11 protein-coding genes are annotated in these 15,622 nt (G+C 64.4%); 5 read left to right on the plus strand and 6 right to left on the minus strand.

The genetic code is table 11. From position 1 onward, the window contains the following. Positions 1-16: 16 nt before the first annotated feature. Positions 17-961, plus strand: coding sequence for an ABC transporter substrate-binding protein (locus AC6HZP_RS09800; protein ID WP_497526403.1), 945 nt, complete (start codon positions 17-19; stop codon positions 959-961). A 406-nt stretch (positions 962-1,367) separates the two neighbouring features. On the opposite strand, the gene AC6HZP_RS09805 is transcribed toward AC6HZP_RS09800, so the two are convergent. Then, positions 1,368-1,820: an Lrp/AsnC ligand binding domain-containing protein gene (locus AC6HZP_RS09805; protein ID WP_201403381.1), complete on the minus strand. Its 453-nt coding sequence runs from the start codon at positions 1,818-1,820 to the stop codon at positions 1,368-1,370. Positions 1,821-1,850: 30 nt separating this feature from the next. Next, a complete protein-coding gene (locus AC6HZP_RS09810) occupies positions 1,851-2,660 on the minus strand; it encodes an alpha/beta fold hydrolase (protein ID WP_497526404.1) in 810 nt (269 codons plus the stop codon). Between the two features lie 152 nt (positions 2,661-2,812). Between AC6HZP_RS09810 and putA the strand changes: the two genes are divergently transcribed. Both putA and AC6HZP_RS09820 read left to right on the plus strand, forming a co-directional pair. Then, positions 2,813-5,908 (plus strand): bifunctional proline dehydrogenase/L-glutamate gamma-semialdehyde dehydrogenase PutA, encoded by a 3,096-nt coding sequence (putA, locus tag AC6HZP_RS09815; RefSeq protein WP_497526405.1) that lies wholly within the window; start codon positions 2,813-2,815, stop codon positions 5,906-5,908. Between the two features lie 200 nt (positions 5,909-6,108). After that, positions 6,109-8,073: a potassium transporter Kup gene (locus tag AC6HZP_RS09820; protein WP_497526406.1), complete on the plus strand. Its 1,965-nt coding sequence runs from the start codon at positions 6,109-6,111 to the stop codon at positions 8,071-8,073. A gap of 195 nt (positions 8,074-8,268) precedes the next feature. On the opposite strand, the gene AC6HZP_RS09825 is transcribed toward AC6HZP_RS09820, so the two are convergent. Continuing rightward, a complete protein-coding gene (locus tag AC6HZP_RS09825; RefSeq protein ID WP_497526407.1) occupies positions 8,269-9,096 on the minus strand; it encodes a hypothetical protein in 828 nt (275 codons plus the stop codon). A 540-nt stretch (positions 9,097-9,636) separates the two neighbouring features. On the opposite strand from AC6HZP_RS09825, the gene AC6HZP_RS09830 reads away from it, so the two are divergent. Next, positions 9,637-10,332 carry an AbiV family abortive infection protein gene (locus AC6HZP_RS09830; RefSeq protein WP_497526408.1) on the plus strand — a complete coding sequence of 232 codons (696 nt, stop codon included), beginning with the start codon at positions 9,637-9,639 and terminating at the stop codon, positions 10,330-10,332. A 128-nt stretch (positions 10,333-10,460) separates the two neighbouring features. Here the strand turns inward: AC6HZP_RS09830 and AC6HZP_RS09835 are convergent, their stop codons facing one another. The 3 genes from AC6HZP_RS09835 to AC6HZP_RS09845 are packed head-to-tail and all read right to left on the minus strand — an operon-like array spanning position 10,461 to position 13,004. Continuing rightward, positions 10,461-11,654 carry an MFS transporter gene (locus AC6HZP_RS09835; protein ID WP_497526409.1) on the minus strand — a complete coding sequence of 398 codons (1,194 nt, stop codon included), beginning with the start codon at positions 11,652-11,654 and terminating at the stop codon, positions 10,461-10,463. Next, entirely contained in the window at positions 11,654-12,067 is a 414-nt protein-coding gene (locus AC6HZP_RS09840) for an SET domain-containing protein (RefSeq protein WP_497526410.1), read from the minus strand. Before AC6HZP_RS09840 ends, AC6HZP_RS09835 begins: the two co-directional genes overlap by 1 nt. Positions 12,068-12,071: 4 nt before the next feature. Next, positions 12,072-13,004, minus strand: a complete 933-nt coding sequence (locus AC6HZP_RS09845) for a hypothetical protein (protein ID WP_497526411.1) — start codon at positions 13,002-13,004, stop codon at positions 12,072-12,074. 305 nt (positions 13,005-13,309) lie between these two features. Between AC6HZP_RS09845 and AC6HZP_RS09850 the strand changes: the two genes are divergently transcribed. Further along, positions 13,310-15,523, plus strand: coding sequence for a putative bifunctional diguanylate cyclase/phosphodiesterase (locus tag AC6HZP_RS09850; protein WP_497526412.1), 2,214 nt, complete (start codon positions 13,310-13,312; stop codon positions 15,521-15,523). The last annotated feature ends 99 nt before the right edge of the window (positions 15,524-15,622 follow it).

Here is a 15,622-nt window from a genome sequence, read left to right on the forward strand (position 1 = left end):
AAAAAGGGAGAGAGAAATGCGTAAGCTTCTACTTGGATCCGTCGCGGCGGGCCTCATGCTCGTCGCCGGTTTCGCCCAGGCGCAGGAAACCAAGACGATCGCTGTCTCGATTCCGGCTGCCGACCATGGCTGGACCGGCGGCGTCGTCTACCACGCCCAGGAGCAGGCCAAGCGCCTCGAGCAGCGCTATCCGGGCCTCAAGGTCATCGTCAAGACGTCGCCGGACGGCGCGTCGCAGGCGAACGCCCTGCAGGACCTGACCACGCAGGGCATCGACGCCCTGGTCACCCTGCCGCACAATTCCGACGAGCTGACGGATCCGATCCGCCAGGTCAAGGACAAGGGCGTGTTCATCACGGTCGTCGATCGCGCGCTCACCGACAACACGGTCGCCGACCTCTACGTCGCCGGCAACAACCCGGCGCTCGGCCGCGTCGCCGGCGAGTACATCAAGGAAAAGCTGAACGGCAAGGGTAACGTCGTCGTCATCCGCGGCCTGCCGATCGTCATCGACGAAGAGCGCAACAAGGGCTTCGACGAGGGCATCGCCGGCAGCGAGATCAAGGTTCTCGATCGCCAGTTCGGCAATTGGAGCCGTGACGACGCGTTCAAGGTCATGCAGGACTACCTGGCCAAGTTCCCGCAGATCGACGCGGTCTGGACCCAGGACGACGACATGGCTGTCGGCGTGCTCGAGGCCATCAACCAGGCCAAGCGCGAAGACATCCAGTTCGTCATCGCCGGCGCCGGCATGAAGGACATGATCAAGAAGGTCATGGACGGCGACAAGATGATCCCGGTCGACATCCTCTATCCGCCGGCGATGGTCGCCGTCGCGATGGACCTGACGGCCGCCGGACTCTACGACCACCTGCCGGTCCGTGGCAGCTACATCCTCGACGCCACGCTGGTGACGAAGGAAAACGCCAAGGACTTCTACTACCCCGACTCGCCGTTCTAATCGGATCGGCCTGACCGGTTGGCCCTCTCCCGCGCCGCGGGGGAGGGCTTTTTGTTGGGATTCTTTCTTGGATACCCTGCCGCGCCTAAGGCTGAGACACGCAGTGCCGGCGGCTCAGGCGCGCCGCGCCGACAACCCCAGGCTCGCCGTCATCCCGGGCTTGACCCGGGATCCATTCAGCCGCGGCATGGGGAGGCTCGCGTCTGGTCATGCAGGCGTCCCTGCAAAACACCTCCCCCAACATGCTGAGGAGGCCCGAAGGGCCGTCTCGAAGCACGCAGAGCGCGGATGCGATGGATGAGTTGCCCTTGTGCCGTGCGTCCTTCGAGACGCCTTGCTTGCGCAAGGCTCCTCAGGATGTTGGACATCGGAGCGTTGCACGATCTGCCAACGCCCGTCCCCCCGCCTAAAGCGGCAACAAATCCGTGTTCTTGACCTCTTCCATCACGGCGTAGGTATGCGTCTCGCGCACGCCGGGGAGCGACAGCAGGCTGTCGGAGAGGAAGGCGCGGTAGGCGTTCATGTCGCTGACGCGGGCCTTGATCAGATAATCGAAGCCGCCCGCCACCATGTGGCATTCCATCACCTCCGACGCGCGGCGGACGGCGGTGGCGAAATGGTCGAACACATCAGGCGTCGTGCGATCGAGCTTCACCTCGACGAAGACCAGCAGGCCGAGATCCAGCTTCTCCGCCGAAAGGCGCGCGTGATAGCCCTCGATGTAGCCCTCGCGGGTCAGGCGCTTGACGCGGTCGGCGGTCGCGGTCGGGGACAGGTTGACCTTGGCGGCGAGCTCCAGCGTGGTGATGCGGCCATCCGCCTGCAGGGCCTTCAGGATGGCGCGGTCGATGCGGTCCATGCGGTTCGGGTCTTTCTCGAATGAATGCGGTCAGTCCGAGGGCAGGGCCGCCAGGAAGTCGAGGACCTCGGCGTTGAAGAGATCCGGCCGCTGCAGCGGCGCGAAATGCGTGACGCCTTCGAGGAGGCGCAGGCGGCCCTGCGGCAGGGTCCGGGCCAGGTATTCGGCATGCTCGGTCTTGATGAATTCATCGTTCGCGCTCTGCAGGACGAGGACCGGCGCGTTGATCCCAGCGAGATCGCCGGCGCTGTAGTCGGGCAGCGTTCGCTGCATAACGCCGACCGCCTCGGAGAAGGCCTTGAAGTCGTCCGGCGTCACGGAAAGCGCCGCATAATCCCCGACATGGCGGCTGAAACAATTGTCGATCACCGGCGTCGGCACGAAAGGCTTGGTGCCGCTCGTATCGACGTTGCAGGCGAAGAAGAGCACGCCGGAAACGCGCTCTGGATGGCTGCGCGCCAGCGCGAGCCCGGCGCAGGCGCCGTCGCTCCAGCCGACGATCGCCGCCTTCGGGATTTCCAGCTCGTCCATCACCGCGAGGACATCGGCGGCCAGCAGGTCATACGAGTAGGGCTGGCCATCGCGCGTGCTGCGGCCATGGCCACGGCTGTCGATGACGGTGACGGCGTAGCCGGCATCCGTGAGCGCTGGCACCTGGTAGCCCCAATTGCCGCTGTTTCCGAGCCCGCCATGCAGCAGGATCACCGGCGCGCCGCTGCCGAACTGCGCCTGCCAGATGCGAGCGCCGCGATGGGCGACATAGCCCTGCCGCCCCGTCAGCGGCAGCTGTGCTGCACCCTGCGCCGCGAAGCGAGCGAGATCGTCGTCGGTGATGGTCATCGGAGCATCCATCGGCTTGTGGCGGGAGGGATAGTGAAAATCACGGCAGAGACGAATCTCGCCGAGATAATCACGGTTTTGACCGTCATCAAACCCCAAAGCAGCGCTTCCGGAGGCGATAGAGTGCGGCCAACGCCATTCCGGAGCCTTCCATGCCGACCGCCGCCTTTGAACCCTTCCGCGCCCCCTACGCCGGTGACGACGCCGCGCTGATCCGCCACGCGATCCGTGGCGCCATGCTCGACGCCAGCGCCGAGACACGCATCGACCGGCGCGCCACGGCCTTCATCGAGGCGATCCGCGGCCAGTCCGGCGCCGTCGGCGGCATCGAGGACTTTTTGCGCGAATTCGGCCTTTCGACCCGCGAGGGGCTGGCGCTGATGGTGCTGGCCGAGGCGCTGCTGCGCGTGCCCGACGCGGCGACGCAGGATCGCCTGATCGAGGACAAGCTCGGCGGCGCCGACTGGAGCGAGCATAGCGGCAAGGCGGAGGGCTGGTTCGTCTCCGCCTCGACCTGGGCGCTCGGCCTTTCGGCCCGGATCGTTACGCCGACCGACAGCGCCGACGGCATCCTCGCCGGCCTCGTCAAGCGCCTGGGCACGCCGACCGTGCGCACCGCGACGCGCCAGGCGATGCGCTTCCTCGGCTATCATTTCGTGCTGGGCCAGACGATCCAGGACGGGTTGAAGCGCGCCAAGACCTTGGAAAAGCAGGGTTTCCGCTATTCCTACGACATGCTGGGCGAGGGCGCCCGCACGGCGGAGGACGCCGAGCGCTACTTCCAGAGCTACGCCATGGCGATCGACGCCATCGGCAAGGGCGCCGGCAAGAAGGCGCTGCCGGATCGTCCCGGCATCTCGGTCAAGCTCTCGGCGCTGCATCCGCGCTACGAGGCCACCAACCATGCCCGCGTCATGGCGGAGCTGGTGCCGCAGCTGGTCAAGCTGGCGGCGCAGGCGAAGAGCTACGACCTGAACTTCACCGTCGACGCCGAGGAGGCCGACCGGCTGGAGCTGTCGCTCGACGTGATCGCGGCGGCACTGGCCGATCCCTCGCTCGCCGGCTGGGACGGCTTTGGTCTCGCCATCCAGGCTTACCAGAAGCGCGCCGCCGCCGTGATCGACTGGATCGGCGAGCTGGCGAAGGCGCTCGACCGCAAGTTGATGGTGCGCCTCGTCAAGGGCGCCTATTGGGACACCGAGGTGAAGCGGGCGCAGGAGCGCGGGCTCGATGACTATCCCGTCTTCACCCGCAAGGCCGCGACCGACCAGAACTATCTCTATTGCGCGCGCAAACTGCTGGATCTGCGGCCGCGCATCTTCCCGCAATTCGCCACCCACAACGCGCTGACCGTCGCCACCATCCTGGAGATGGCCGGCGAGGCGACCGGCTTCGAGCTGCAGCGCCTGCACGGCATGGGCGAGGCGCTGCACAAAGCCGTGCATGAGAGCGTGCCGACGGTCTCAACCCGCATCTACGCCCCGGTCGGCGGCCATCGCGACCTGCTCGCCTATCTCGTCCGCCGCCTGCTCGAAAACGGCGCGAACTCCTCGTTTGTGGCGGTTGTCGGCGATCGCTCGGTGCCGATCGTGAACCTGCTCCACCGCCCCGACACGACGCTGGAAGGGGGCGCGCGCGCCCGCAACCGCAACCTGCCCCTGCCGGCGGATCTCTATGGCGCCAGCCGGCGCAACTCGGCCGGCCTCGAATTCGGCCATGCGGCGACGCTGGCGGCGCTGGTCGAGGGCATGAAGGCGGAGGACGGCACGGCGCTGGTCGCCAAGCCGGTGGTGGCGACGCCGCTCGAAGACGGCAAGCCGCAGCCGGTGCTGAGTCCGGTCGACGGGCGGACAGTGGTCGGATCTGTCATTTCCCTGCCCGAGGATGCGGTCGATGCCGTCATGCAGGCGGGTCAGAAGGGATTCCACGCCTGGCAGGCGACGCCGGTCGAGGACCGTGCTAGCGCGCTGGAGAAAATGGCGGATCTGCTCGAGGCGCACCGTGACCGGCTGATGAGCCTGCTCGCCCGCGAGGCCGGCAAGACGCTGGCGGATGGCCTGTCGGAAGTGCGTGAAGCGACGGATTTCTGTCGTTTCTACGCTGCCGAGGCGCGCCGGCATTTCGGCCAGCCGGTCCGGATGCCGGGCCCGACCGGCGAGCGCAACGAGCTCCAATATCGCGGCCGCGGTGTCTTCGTCGCCATCTCGCCGTGGAATTTCCCGCTCGCGATCTTCCTCGGCCAGGTGACGGCGGCGCTCGCCGCCGGCAATGCGGTCGTCGCCAAGCCGGCCGAGCAGACGCCTGTCATCGCCTTCGAGGCGATCCGGCTGCTGCACGAGGCGGGCGTGCCCGTCGCGGCCTGTCAGCTGGCACCCGGCGACGGCAAAATCGGCGCCCGTCTTGTAAACCATCCGTTAACCGCGGGCGTCGCCTTCACCGGCTCGACCGAGACGGCCTGGTCGATCAACCGCTCGCTCGCCGCGAAGCAGGGACCGATCGTGCCGCTGATCGCCGAGACGGGTGGCTTGAACGCCATGATCGTCGACGCGACGGCGCTGCCGGAGCAGGTGACCGACGACGTCGTCGCCTCCGCCTTCCGCTCGGCCGGCCAGCGCTGCTCGGCGCTGCGCATCCTCTATCTGCAGGAAGATGTCGCCGACCGCATGCTGGAGATGATCGAGGGCGCCGCCGCCGAGCTCAAGGTAGGCGACCCGCGCGATCCGAAGACCGACCTCGGCCCGGTGATCGATGCCGAGGCGAAGGGCAATCTCGACCGCCACCTCGCGGCGATGCGGAAGTCGGAGACGGTGCGCTTCGAGGGCAGGGTGCCGAACGCCGGCACCTATGTCGCGCCTGCCATCATCGAGCTCAGGGAGGCGAAGACGCTCGACCGCGAGGTGTTCGGCCCGATCCTGCATGTGGTGCGCTGGAAGGCGAAGGAGCTCGACAAGGTGATCGCGTCCGTCGCCGCCACCGGCTACGGCCTGACGCTCGGCATCCACAGCCGCATCGACGAGACGGTCGACGCCATCGTGGAAAAGCTCGCCGTCGGCAATGTCTATGTGAACCGCAACGTCATCGGCGCCGTCGTCGGCACCCAGCCCTTCGGCGGCTCCGGCCTCTCCGGCACGGGCCCGAAGGCCGGAGGCCCCAACTATCTGCTCCGTTTCGCCGAGGAGCAGGTGATCTCGGTCAATACGGCCGCCGCCGGCGGCAACGCCTCGCTGATGGCGATGGCGGACGGGTAGGCAGATAACGGTGATGCGGGCGGGATCGGCATCCCGCCCGTTCGGCCGACGTTTTGGGGATGTGACGGCGCGGCGCGGCTGCTATGATCGCGTTGACGTCGGGGATTGCCCCGTTTTGACCGTGCGCGTTGTGCGCCACACGCCATCTGCTATAAGCACGCGCGGCCGCCAGCGGGTGCGGTGAATGAGATGACCAGTTCATGGCTCTGAATGCTCCGGGTTCCGGCACCGGGACCCCAACTCCGGATGTGGCCCATGAAGCGCCACCCGGAACCGCCTCCGAGGAAAGTGGCGGCGCAGCGGTAGCTCATGCTGGGTTCTTCACCCTCGCGCTCGGTTCGGTCGGCGTCGTCTATGGCGACATCGGCACCAGCGTCATCTACGCGCTGCGCGAGGCGCTGCATGCGGCCGAGCGGGCGCATGGCGATCTCTACCGCGAGGACGTGATCAGCGTCATCTCGCTGATCATCTGGACGCTCACGATCATCGTGACGCTCAAATACGTCGTCATCCTGCTGCGCGCCGACAACAATGGCGAGGGCGGCACGCTTTCGCTGATGGCGCTGGCGCTGCGCGCGACCGGCCGATCGGCCCCCATCATCTTCGTGCTCGGCGTCGCCGGCGCGGCGCTCTTCTACGGCGACGCGGTGATCACGCCGGCGATCTCGGTGCTATCGGCCGTGGAGGGCCTGACGCTCGTCACGCCCGCCTTCGACGGCTATGTCATCCCGATCACCATCGTCATCATCACCGCGCTCTTCCTGGTCCAGCGCTACGGCACCGCCAAGGTCGCCGCCTGGTTCGGGCCGATCACCGCCCTCTGGTTCATCGTCATGACCATCGGCGGCTTCATGCACATCGCCGACGATCCCGGCATCTTCGCAGCGCTCAATCCGTATCACGCCGTCCGCTATGTCACGACCAACGGCCATACCAGCCTGCTGGTCATCGGCGCCGCCTTCCTGTCGGTGACCGGCGCCGAGGCGCTCTATGCCGATCTCGGCCATTTCGGCCGCAAGCCGATCCAGGCCGCCTGGCTCGCCTTCGTCTTCCCGGCGCTGACCGCCAACTATCTGGGGCAGGGCGCGCTGGTGCTGGCCAACCCGGCGGCGATCAAGAACCCGTTCTACCTGCTGTTTCCGGAATGGGCGCTGCTGCCGGTGGTGCTGCTCGCGACGATGGCGACGGTCATCGCCTCGCAGGCGGTGATCTCCGGCGCCTTCTCGATGACCCGTCAGGCGATCCAGCTGAAGCTGTTGCCGCGCATGGAGATCGAGCACACGTCCGAAACGCATGCCGGCCAGATCTACATGCCGCAGGTCAATTCGATCCTGATGGTCGCCGTCCTGCTCCTCGTCATCATGTTCGGCTCGTCGAGCCGGCTTGCCACCGCCTACGGCATCTCGGTCACGGCGGAAATGGTGATCACGGCCTGCCTCGCCTTCATCGTCGTCTGGCGCTTCTGGCGCTGGCCGCTGTGGGTTTCGGTGCTGCTGATCGCGCCGTTCCTGATCATCGACCTCGTCTTCCTCGGCGCCAATCTGCTGAAGATCACGGAAGGCGGCTGGCTGCCGATCCTCTTCGCCGTCGCGATCATGGTGGTCATGCGCACCTGGGTGCGCGGCACCAAGATCCTGTTCGAGAAGAGCCGCCGCGCCGACGTGCCGCTCAGCGAGCTGGTCAAGAACCTCGAGAAGAGCAGCGTCGTCCGGGTTCCCGGCACGGCGGTGTTCCTGACCTCGGATCCGGAGACGGCGCCTTCCTCGCTGCTGCACAGCCTGAAGCACTATCGCGTGCTGCATCAGAAGAACGTGCTGCTCACCGTCGTCACCAGCAACACGCCGCATATCGACGATGCCGACCGCGTGCGAATCGACCCGATCAACGACAGTTTCACGCGCATCTTCATGACCTTCGGCTACATGGAGACGCCGAACGTGCCGAAGGCGCTCAGCCTCTGCCGCAAGCAGGGCTGGAAGTACGACATCATGTCGACGTCGTTCTTCCTGTCGCGCCGCTCGATCAAGCCGGCGAGCCACCACCTGTTCTCGCGCATGCAGGACAAGCTGTTCATCAAGCTGGCGATCAACGCGAGCGACGCGACGGAATATTTCCACATCCCGACCGGCCGCGTCGTCGAAATCGGCACGCAGATGTCGTTCTGATCGGGGCATCCGGGACGAAACAAGAAGGCCGCCACGAGACATCTCGGGCGGCTTTTTTCGTTTGGATGGTTGGAGACACGGCACGGGGGAGCGCGAATGTCAGGCATGGGGTGGATTGCGGACGGTCGGCTTACGGGCGGTCTTCCCACGAGCAGATAAGGGTCAACAGGCGGATTGGACGCCAGTGCCAGACAGCTAGGCAACTATTGGATCTGTTACCCATGGCAGAGCTTTTCCCTCGCCACAAACCAAGTCGGTGCGTCGCTCTGTCAGGTCGATATTAGGAACGTAAAACGTCGTTGGATCAGGGGCGATTAGCGCGATGGAGAACAATTGTTTGAAGTGCGAAGAGGTGATGCTCGATCCTTCAACCAGGGAGTACGGTCCGAACCTCACAGAAAACAGAATAATCGCAGCACAAACGGCCTCAATGCATCGCTCTAGGGATGCCTCACGGAAGTGCAATTCCCTGTCGTGTTTGGTTTTGTTGTAGGCGTCATACCACAAAAGGGATTGGGTGGGGTTCTGCGCTGACCACCCCGCAAATGGCCGTATTGGAGTAACGGACGAATAAGGTTTCAGGGTCACTTCGTAGTCGGCGAGGAAAAGTGAGTCTTTGAGCCTTACATAGTCGGTGGTGTTCAGGTTACGACCTCGATTCCCAATAAGGCCAGCATCTCGCGCGTGGCGCTGCCAATAATTCTCCACCTCGGTAGCAGCAAGGATCAAAAGCTCTCGGCTCTTGTGGCCGAAGCTCTGCAAACCCTGTGTATTAGGCTCGACATACAAGAAGAGGTCATAGAGACGCTCAATGAGCAATTGGAGCGCTTGTTCAGCAGACAGCCGTTCGGCGTCGGTGACGCCCAGCGCCTCATTCACCTCAGCGGTGAAATATAGCCCTGGTCGCCAAACTCCACGGACTGCGCGACCTGGGTCGCGTTGCATTGGGCGCACATCCTCTGCTGCAAAAGTCGTGCTGGCCCATTTGCTGAGATCGGCGCTCGTTTTTTCAGAAACAGTCAATCCGCTGCTGATGCTATAAAGCCCAGTATCTCGACCGTATATTGAGACTACGAACTCCCCTGAGCGGTATGCATAGCTTCGGGGTTGGTCATGATGAACGGTTGGTACCCACCCTGGCATAGTCGTTGCACGATTTCTAAGCGTGATGCTCAATTTGCGCCCTATCTCGCTGTCTCAGCTATTCTTTTAAAACCGACATCCACGCGTAAGCTATGCCACTTTGCTCGGCGGACCTGAATAGCGAGTGGGCCCGTCTATGAGCCGAGAGCGAAGCTGCAAGCACTTGGCGAGGCCCTGCACGCAGGATCGAACTGCCCCCGAATGTCCGAAATGGGGTCGTTTTCAGACCGACGCCAATGGGGTGGTTTCCAGACGGCAGGTTTTGGCCGCTGTGCCTTGAAAGCTGCCATCCATAAACCAAGCGTCGTAGGGCAACGCCCCGATGTGGCCTAGCAAATCATCCTCAGCTAATCAGGAGCTTGGTACGCCGAAATCGGGCGCATAAGGATAAGCATTGGCGCGATTTTGGGGGGTGCGAGAATGAGTGGGGTAACCAAGGCCGCGAAGAAAGACGGTCGCACATTGACGGTAGACGAGTTAGCCCATCTTGGTGGACATCAGGCGCGAGTATTTCTTAATGCGATCCGGCTGCTTGATGACGCCCGCGTGCTCAGAAAGCAACGAAGGTATGCCTCTGCCACTGCTCTTGCTGTCTTGAGCATCGAGGAAGTGGGGAAATTCGTCATTACCCATCCGCATTTTGGACCGAGAATTTCCGCCACTGCGCGGCGTGGTCGCGACGCGAAACTTGATCACAGGGCCAAGCAGAGGGCTGCTGCGCAAATGGTGCGAGATTTCATGGGTATAGATGAAATAGATGCCCTCGCAAATCTCGCTGGCTACAAACTAACTATTGTTGCAAAAGATTCAGATCGTGTTCCTTCCGTAACAATTGAAGAAGTGATCTCAACCATTGAAGAAGGTGACTTGGACGGCTTGATCGCCAATTCTGGCTTTGGGGAGCATCTCAAATTTCCGGTTCATCTGCTCCAAGGCAGATATGACGACGTCAAGAAGAAGTGCTTCTATGTAGACGTTGATGGCCAGGGAGCAGCCACTTCGGGCCCGGACGAAATCGACAGGGAAACGTGCGACAGCGCCATGCGCACGGCCAGCAAAGCGATTTCCGCAACCAAGCTGGGTTTGCGACGATATAGGCGTCTTGAGGCCAACTGACCGAATGGCAGGTTTCGGTGGATTAGCTGATGGACTCAAATGTTCAACTCGGGGTCGTGAACGGACCTATTGCTTTAGCAGGATTTCCTACGGCCGTTGCATTGTGTGGATCCAGGGGGAACTCGGCCTCACTCCGCCGAAACTTCCGCCGGCTTCCGGCCGGGCCGCACCAGGAAGAGCAGCAGCGCGATGAAGCCGGCCGCGACCGAGAAGGGGAGCGCTTCGGCGCCGAAGAGGTCCATTAGCAGGCCGATCGGCGTCGAGCCGATGACGGAGCCGGCCGAATAGGCCATGGCGAAGCCGGTCGAGACGACGGCGAGCCGCTGGCCGCGATAGTCCTGGCCGATCAGCACGATGCCGAGCGTATAGAGGCCGGATACCGTGCCGCCGGCGAGGAAAATCACCGGCTCGAGCAGGAAGGTCCTGTCGATGACGAGCGGGAAGGCCAGCGTGCTGACGACGGCGAGGACGGCGCAGCCGATCAGCGTCAGCCGGCGGCCGTGCCGGTCGGCGAACCAGCCGAGCGCCACGATCAGCACCGCCTCGCCGAGGCTGAACACCGCGACCAGGCGCGAGGCGCCGGCGTCGGTCAGCCCATGCGCCAGGCCATAGAGCGGCAGCAGGCTCTGCATCGCCGTCTCGCCGATGCCGGTGAGAAAAGCGGCGGCGATCAGGCTGCCGGCGAGGGTGAGGGACATCCGCAGCGTGTGGGCGTTGCCGCTCTCTTCCTCGTCCTCGACCTCGCCGACCGCCGAGCGGATCGACAGCGCCACGGCGACGCCGATGGCGAGCGGCACCATCGCGGCGACGAGCGGCAGGCTGCCGGTCGAGCCGGTGCCGCTGAGGAGCAGGGGGCCCATGAACTGGCAGGCGGCATAGAGCGTGCCCGACGCGCCGACGATGCGGCCGCGATTCTTGTCGTCGACGACGCCGTTCAGCCAGATCTCCGTCGTGGTCCAGAGCGCCGAGAAGCAGGTTCCCATGACGAAGCGCGCCACGAACCAGACGACGATGTCGTCGAAGACGAGGATCGCCGCGAAGGAGGCGAGCGAGAGCGCGAACTGCGCCGCCACCAGCAGGCGCAGCCCCATCCGGTCGATCAGCCAGGGCACGAAGGGGCCGAAGATCAGGATGCCGGCGCCGGCGATCGAGGCGTTTAGGCCGATCAGCCAGGTGGCGATGCCCTTCTTTTCCAGCGCGAGCGAGAAGAACGGATAGGAATAGCCGAACAGCAGCGCCTCGATGCCGATCAGCAGCAGGATGCCGGCGACGCGCCAGTAGCGGGTTCGCGCGGCGGTGGACTTGGTATCTTGGGAGGCCATCAGATCTCGCAGAGAGGCTCGGGGCACCAGCACCGGATACCCTGCGGCACCAGGTCGAACGTCCGGTAGTCGGCGGTCAGTTCCTCGCCGACCGCGATCTCGCGATCGGCGAAGACGTAGAGCTGGTCCTCCACCCGCGTGTTCGGATGGCAGGAATGGTTGAGGAAGTCGATGCCGGCGGGCTCTTCCATCGGCAGCAGGCAGAGCAGCTTGCGGCCGATCAGCTTCAGATGCACCGACTGGCGCCACCAGTAGTCGTCGAGCTCGTCCTGCTTATCGAGATCGATCAAGAGCGCCTTGCCGTCGAAGAAGCCGAGCAGCGTATCCTTCGGAATGACGGCGCTGGCGTGGATCGTCTTGTGATCGTCGCTGATCGCGCGGACCTCGATGACCTCGTCGTTCGTGTAGCTCATGCGATCACTTCCTGAAGTCGAATGCTGGGATACCGCCGGACTGTCCGTCGCGGCTTGCCTGGTAGCGTTGTCCGTCGAATAGCGCGGCGAGCCAGCGCTCGCAAAGCCGGTTCGCATAGACAATGGGCATTTCGTGGTCGTGCGGCTCCTTGGCGAGCTCGGCGAACACCGGATCGTTGTGCGGCGCCGTCCAGGATTGCTGGTCGTCCGAAAGATGGACCGCGCGCTCGAAGGTCGCGGAGATCTTCTGGTAGCCCTGGATGGTGTTGATCGACATCTTCTGCCAGGCGGTAGCGCATTTGTGTAAGAGCCGCTCCAGCTCGCGCCGCTCGGTGACCTCGTGCGGCGCGCAATGGAAATGGCGCTGGCAGAGATCGCGCACCAGCATGCCGAAGGCGAAGGCGTCGGACGTCGTGTTGATGGCGAGGAACGGCGTGCTCAGCGCCGGGTCGTAGAGCGGGTCGGCGACCACGGCGGCATGGGGACAGAAGGCGACGGGGAAGAACTCGTAGATGGTCGGGATCCCCGTCACCGGGCAAGTGACCTCGAACGGGATCGCCACGGTCTCGCTGTTCACCAGCGCGCCGGCGCTCTCGGCCAGGCCGGCGTCGACCATGATCTGCGCGAGCAGGCGCAGTTCGTCTTCCGAATTGGTGAAGCTGCGCTGCGTCTCCACGATCGCCAGGAAGCCGGTCTTCCGGTAGTCCTCGACGTCGAGGCGGAAGGCGTTCAGCGCCTCGGAGAACTGGTAGCCGTTGCGGACATGGGCCACCGTGTAGCGGCCGAGCTGGAACTCGCGCTTGCCGGCGGAGCAGCGCAGATCCGCCTGCAGCCAGTCGTCGAATTCGCTATTCGTCGGTACTTTGGGATGAAATGGGCAACCGACAGCGCCCGAAGACGCTATCCCAGCCGAATCATCATCCGGTGGGAAGTTCATGTTGCCCCCGCAGCGCTACCCAGACTTTAAATGGACGTGATTGCATCGAAATTGGAGACATAATCAAAGCAATGTCAACCATATTATAGACAAGTCTACTGATCTATTTCCTGTGTCTCTCCGCCGGTTCCGAAGGGGAGGCGGCGGCCAGCCGACCGCATTGCATCGTGCCTTCACAGTCGCCCCCGCGCTCGGTCTGGTCGGTTCGCCAGCGATCGCTAAAATCGTCGTAAACCGGTTAAGGCCGCATAAAAGGCTGATGCCTAGGGTAGCGTCGAAAGAAAAACGAGATGGACACGCGACGCATGTCTCACCCGATCGCCGGGCGAATTACATTCAATCTGGTAGCCGGCATTGTCGTCACGATCGTGACGGTCATCTCGGGCGTCGCCTGGATGGCCTATCGCCAGAACGATCAGGCCGCTGAACAGACGCGCACGATGGTGATGGGCGGCGTCGATGCGATGCATACCCGTGTCCAGGGTCTCGCCAACGATTACTCGTGGTGGGAGGAGGCCTATGACGCCTATCTCCGCGACGACAACGCCTGGATCGAGGCGAATATCGGCACCGGCATCATCGATACCCAGATCGCCGATTTCCTGGCGATCGTCTCGCCCGATCGCGAGCTGAAATACGGCTGGTGGACGCCGGCCGACGCGCCCAATTCCGAAACGGTGATGTCGCCGAAGCTGATCGCGAAGATCGAGGAACTGATCCGCACCGCGCCGATCGAGAACAACGCGGCGCGCTCCTCCTATGTCGAGACCGCCGCCGGCACGCTGCTCTTCGCGGTGTCGCGCATCGCCCCCGTCTCGAAGGTCGACACCGTCAAGGCCGAGAACCTCCCGGTCCTGGTCATGGGCTTCTATCTGAGCAACCAGCGCCTGTCGGAGCTCGGCCGCACCTTCCTGATCAACGATCTCCGCCTCGAGCGCGAGAACCTCGACAAGCTGGACAATGATTTTCCCGAGATCCGCGACATCTATGGCGAGGTGATCGGCCGCTTCGTCTGGACGCCGCCGACCCCCGGCTTCGCGGTGCTGCGCAATGTCGTGGCGCCGATCGCCGGCGGCCTGCTGCTGTTCTGCCTGATCGCGATGTGGACGGTGCTCAGGGCCCGGCGCCTCGCCCTTTCGCAGGCGCTGAGCGAGCGCCAGGCCGTCACCGCGGCGCGCACCGACAGCCTGACCGGCCTCACCAACCGCTACGGATTCAACGAGCTGAGCGACAGCGCCCAGTTCAGCGATGCCTGCGATGCCGGCGAGGCGGCGATCATCTATCTCGACGTCAACGGCTTCAAGTCGGTCAACGACTCGATCGGCCATGCGGGCGGCGACGAGCTGGTGGGGCTGCTCGCCGAGCGCCTCTCGATGATCCTGCCGCCCGACGCCCGCTTCGCCCGCGTCGGCGGCGACGAGTTCGCCGTGGCTCTGACGGGGCGTTCGGCCTCGGCGGCGGTCGCCGGCGTCGCGTCGGCCATGGTGCACGCGCTCGACCAGCCCTTCAGCGTCGCCGGCTTCCAGTTCCAGGTGACGGCGGCGGTCGGCTATGCCGTCTCCGACGGCAACGAGGTGACGCCGGCCGAACTGCTGCGCCGCGCCGACCTCGCCATGTACCAGGCGAAGAACGCCGCCGAGCGCGATGCCGTACCCTATCATTCGGGCCTCGAGACCGGCGCGCTGCACCGCAAGCGGCTCGGCATGGCGCTGCGCGGCGCCATCGAGGGCAACGAGCTCTCGGTCGCCTACCAGCCGATCGTGCGGGCGAGCGACCTCGCCATCGTCTCGGTCGAGGCGCTGGTCCGCTGGGACTCGAAGGAGTTCGGCCGCGTGTCGCCGGCCGAGTTCATCCCGGTCGCCGAGGAGACCGGCGTCATCCACGACATCGGCAAGTTCGTGTTCCAGCGCGCCTGCCAGGACATGATCGAATGGCCGGGCCTGAAGATGTCGATCAACGTCTCGCCGGCGCAGCTGCGCGATCCGAGCTTCGCCAACGATCTCGGCGCGATCGCCCGCCGGCATGACGTCGTGCCGAACCGCTTCAAGCTGGAGCTCACCGAAGGGCTCTTGGTGCGCAATCCGACCATCGCCAAGCGCAAGCTGGCGCGGCTGAAGTCGATGGGCTTCGGCCTGTCGTTGGATGATTTCGGCACCGGCTTCTCCTCGATCGGCTATCTGCGCCAGTTCCCGTTCGACTGGCTGAAGATCGACAAGTCCTTCATCTCGGAGCTCGGCACCAACCCGACCGCCAACGCGCTGATCCAGTCGATGATCGCGCTCGGCGACGCCATGGACATCGCCGTCGTCGCCGAGGGCATCGAGACGGTCGAGCAGCTGCAGCTGCTGCGCCTGCTGCAATGCGAATATGTCCAGGGCTTCCACCTGGCCAAGCCGATGTCGGCGGCCGAGATCACCGCGCTTCTCGCCGGCCTCGGCGAAAGCCGCCGCCTGTTTCCCGACCTGGCGCCGCCGCCGATGCTGGACAAGGACCGCCTGATCAATCTCGTGCAGTCCTGAGTGGCTGGCCTGTCATGTTGGATTTAGGGGAAAGCGGCCTTCTTTCTTGAACCTCCCCCTTGAGGGGAGGTCGAAAACGCCCTTCGCGTTTTCGGGAGG

This window comes from Kaistia sp. SLG-1 (assembly GCF_059699055.1).

Excerpts from the sequence above, each read along its gene's own strand:
- putA (WP_497526405.1), top strand. The coding sequence starts at position 2,813 with ATGCCGACCGCCGCCTTTGAACCCTTCCGCGCCCCCTACGCCGGTGAC.
- AC6HZP_RS09845 (WP_497526411.1), bottom strand. The coding sequence starts at position 13,004 with ATGAACTTCCCACCGGATGATGATTCGGCTGGGATAGCGTCTTCGGGC.
- AC6HZP_RS09830 (WP_497526408.1), top strand. The coding sequence starts at position 9,637 with ATGAGTGGGGTAACCAAGGCCGCGAAGAAAGACGGTCGCACATTGACG.
- AC6HZP_RS09805 (WP_201403381.1), bottom strand. The coding sequence starts at position 1,820 with ATGGACCGCATCGACCGCGCCATCCTGAAGGCCCTGCAGGCGGATGGC.
- AC6HZP_RS09800 (WP_497526403.1), top strand. The coding sequence starts at position 17 with ATGCGTAAGCTTCTACTTGGATCCGTCGCGGCGGGCCTCATGCTCGTC.
- AC6HZP_RS09835 (WP_497526409.1), bottom strand. The coding sequence starts at position 11,654 with ATGGCCTCCCAAGATACCAAGTCCACCGCCGCGCGAACCCGCTACTGG.
- AC6HZP_RS09820 (WP_497526406.1), top strand. The coding sequence starts at position 6,109 with ATGGCTCTGAATGCTCCGGGTTCCGGCACCGGGACCCCAACTCCGGAT.
- AC6HZP_RS09850 (WP_497526412.1), top strand. The coding sequence starts at position 13,310 with ATGTCTCACCCGATCGCCGGGCGAATTACATTCAATCTGGTAGCCGGC.
- AC6HZP_RS09810 (WP_497526404.1), bottom strand. The coding sequence starts at position 2,660 with ATGACCATCACCGACGACGATCTCGCTCGCTTCGCGGCGCAGGGTGCA.
- AC6HZP_RS09840 (WP_497526410.1), bottom strand. The coding sequence starts at position 12,067 with ATGAGCTACACGAACGACGAGGTCATCGAGGTCCGCGCGATCAGCGAC.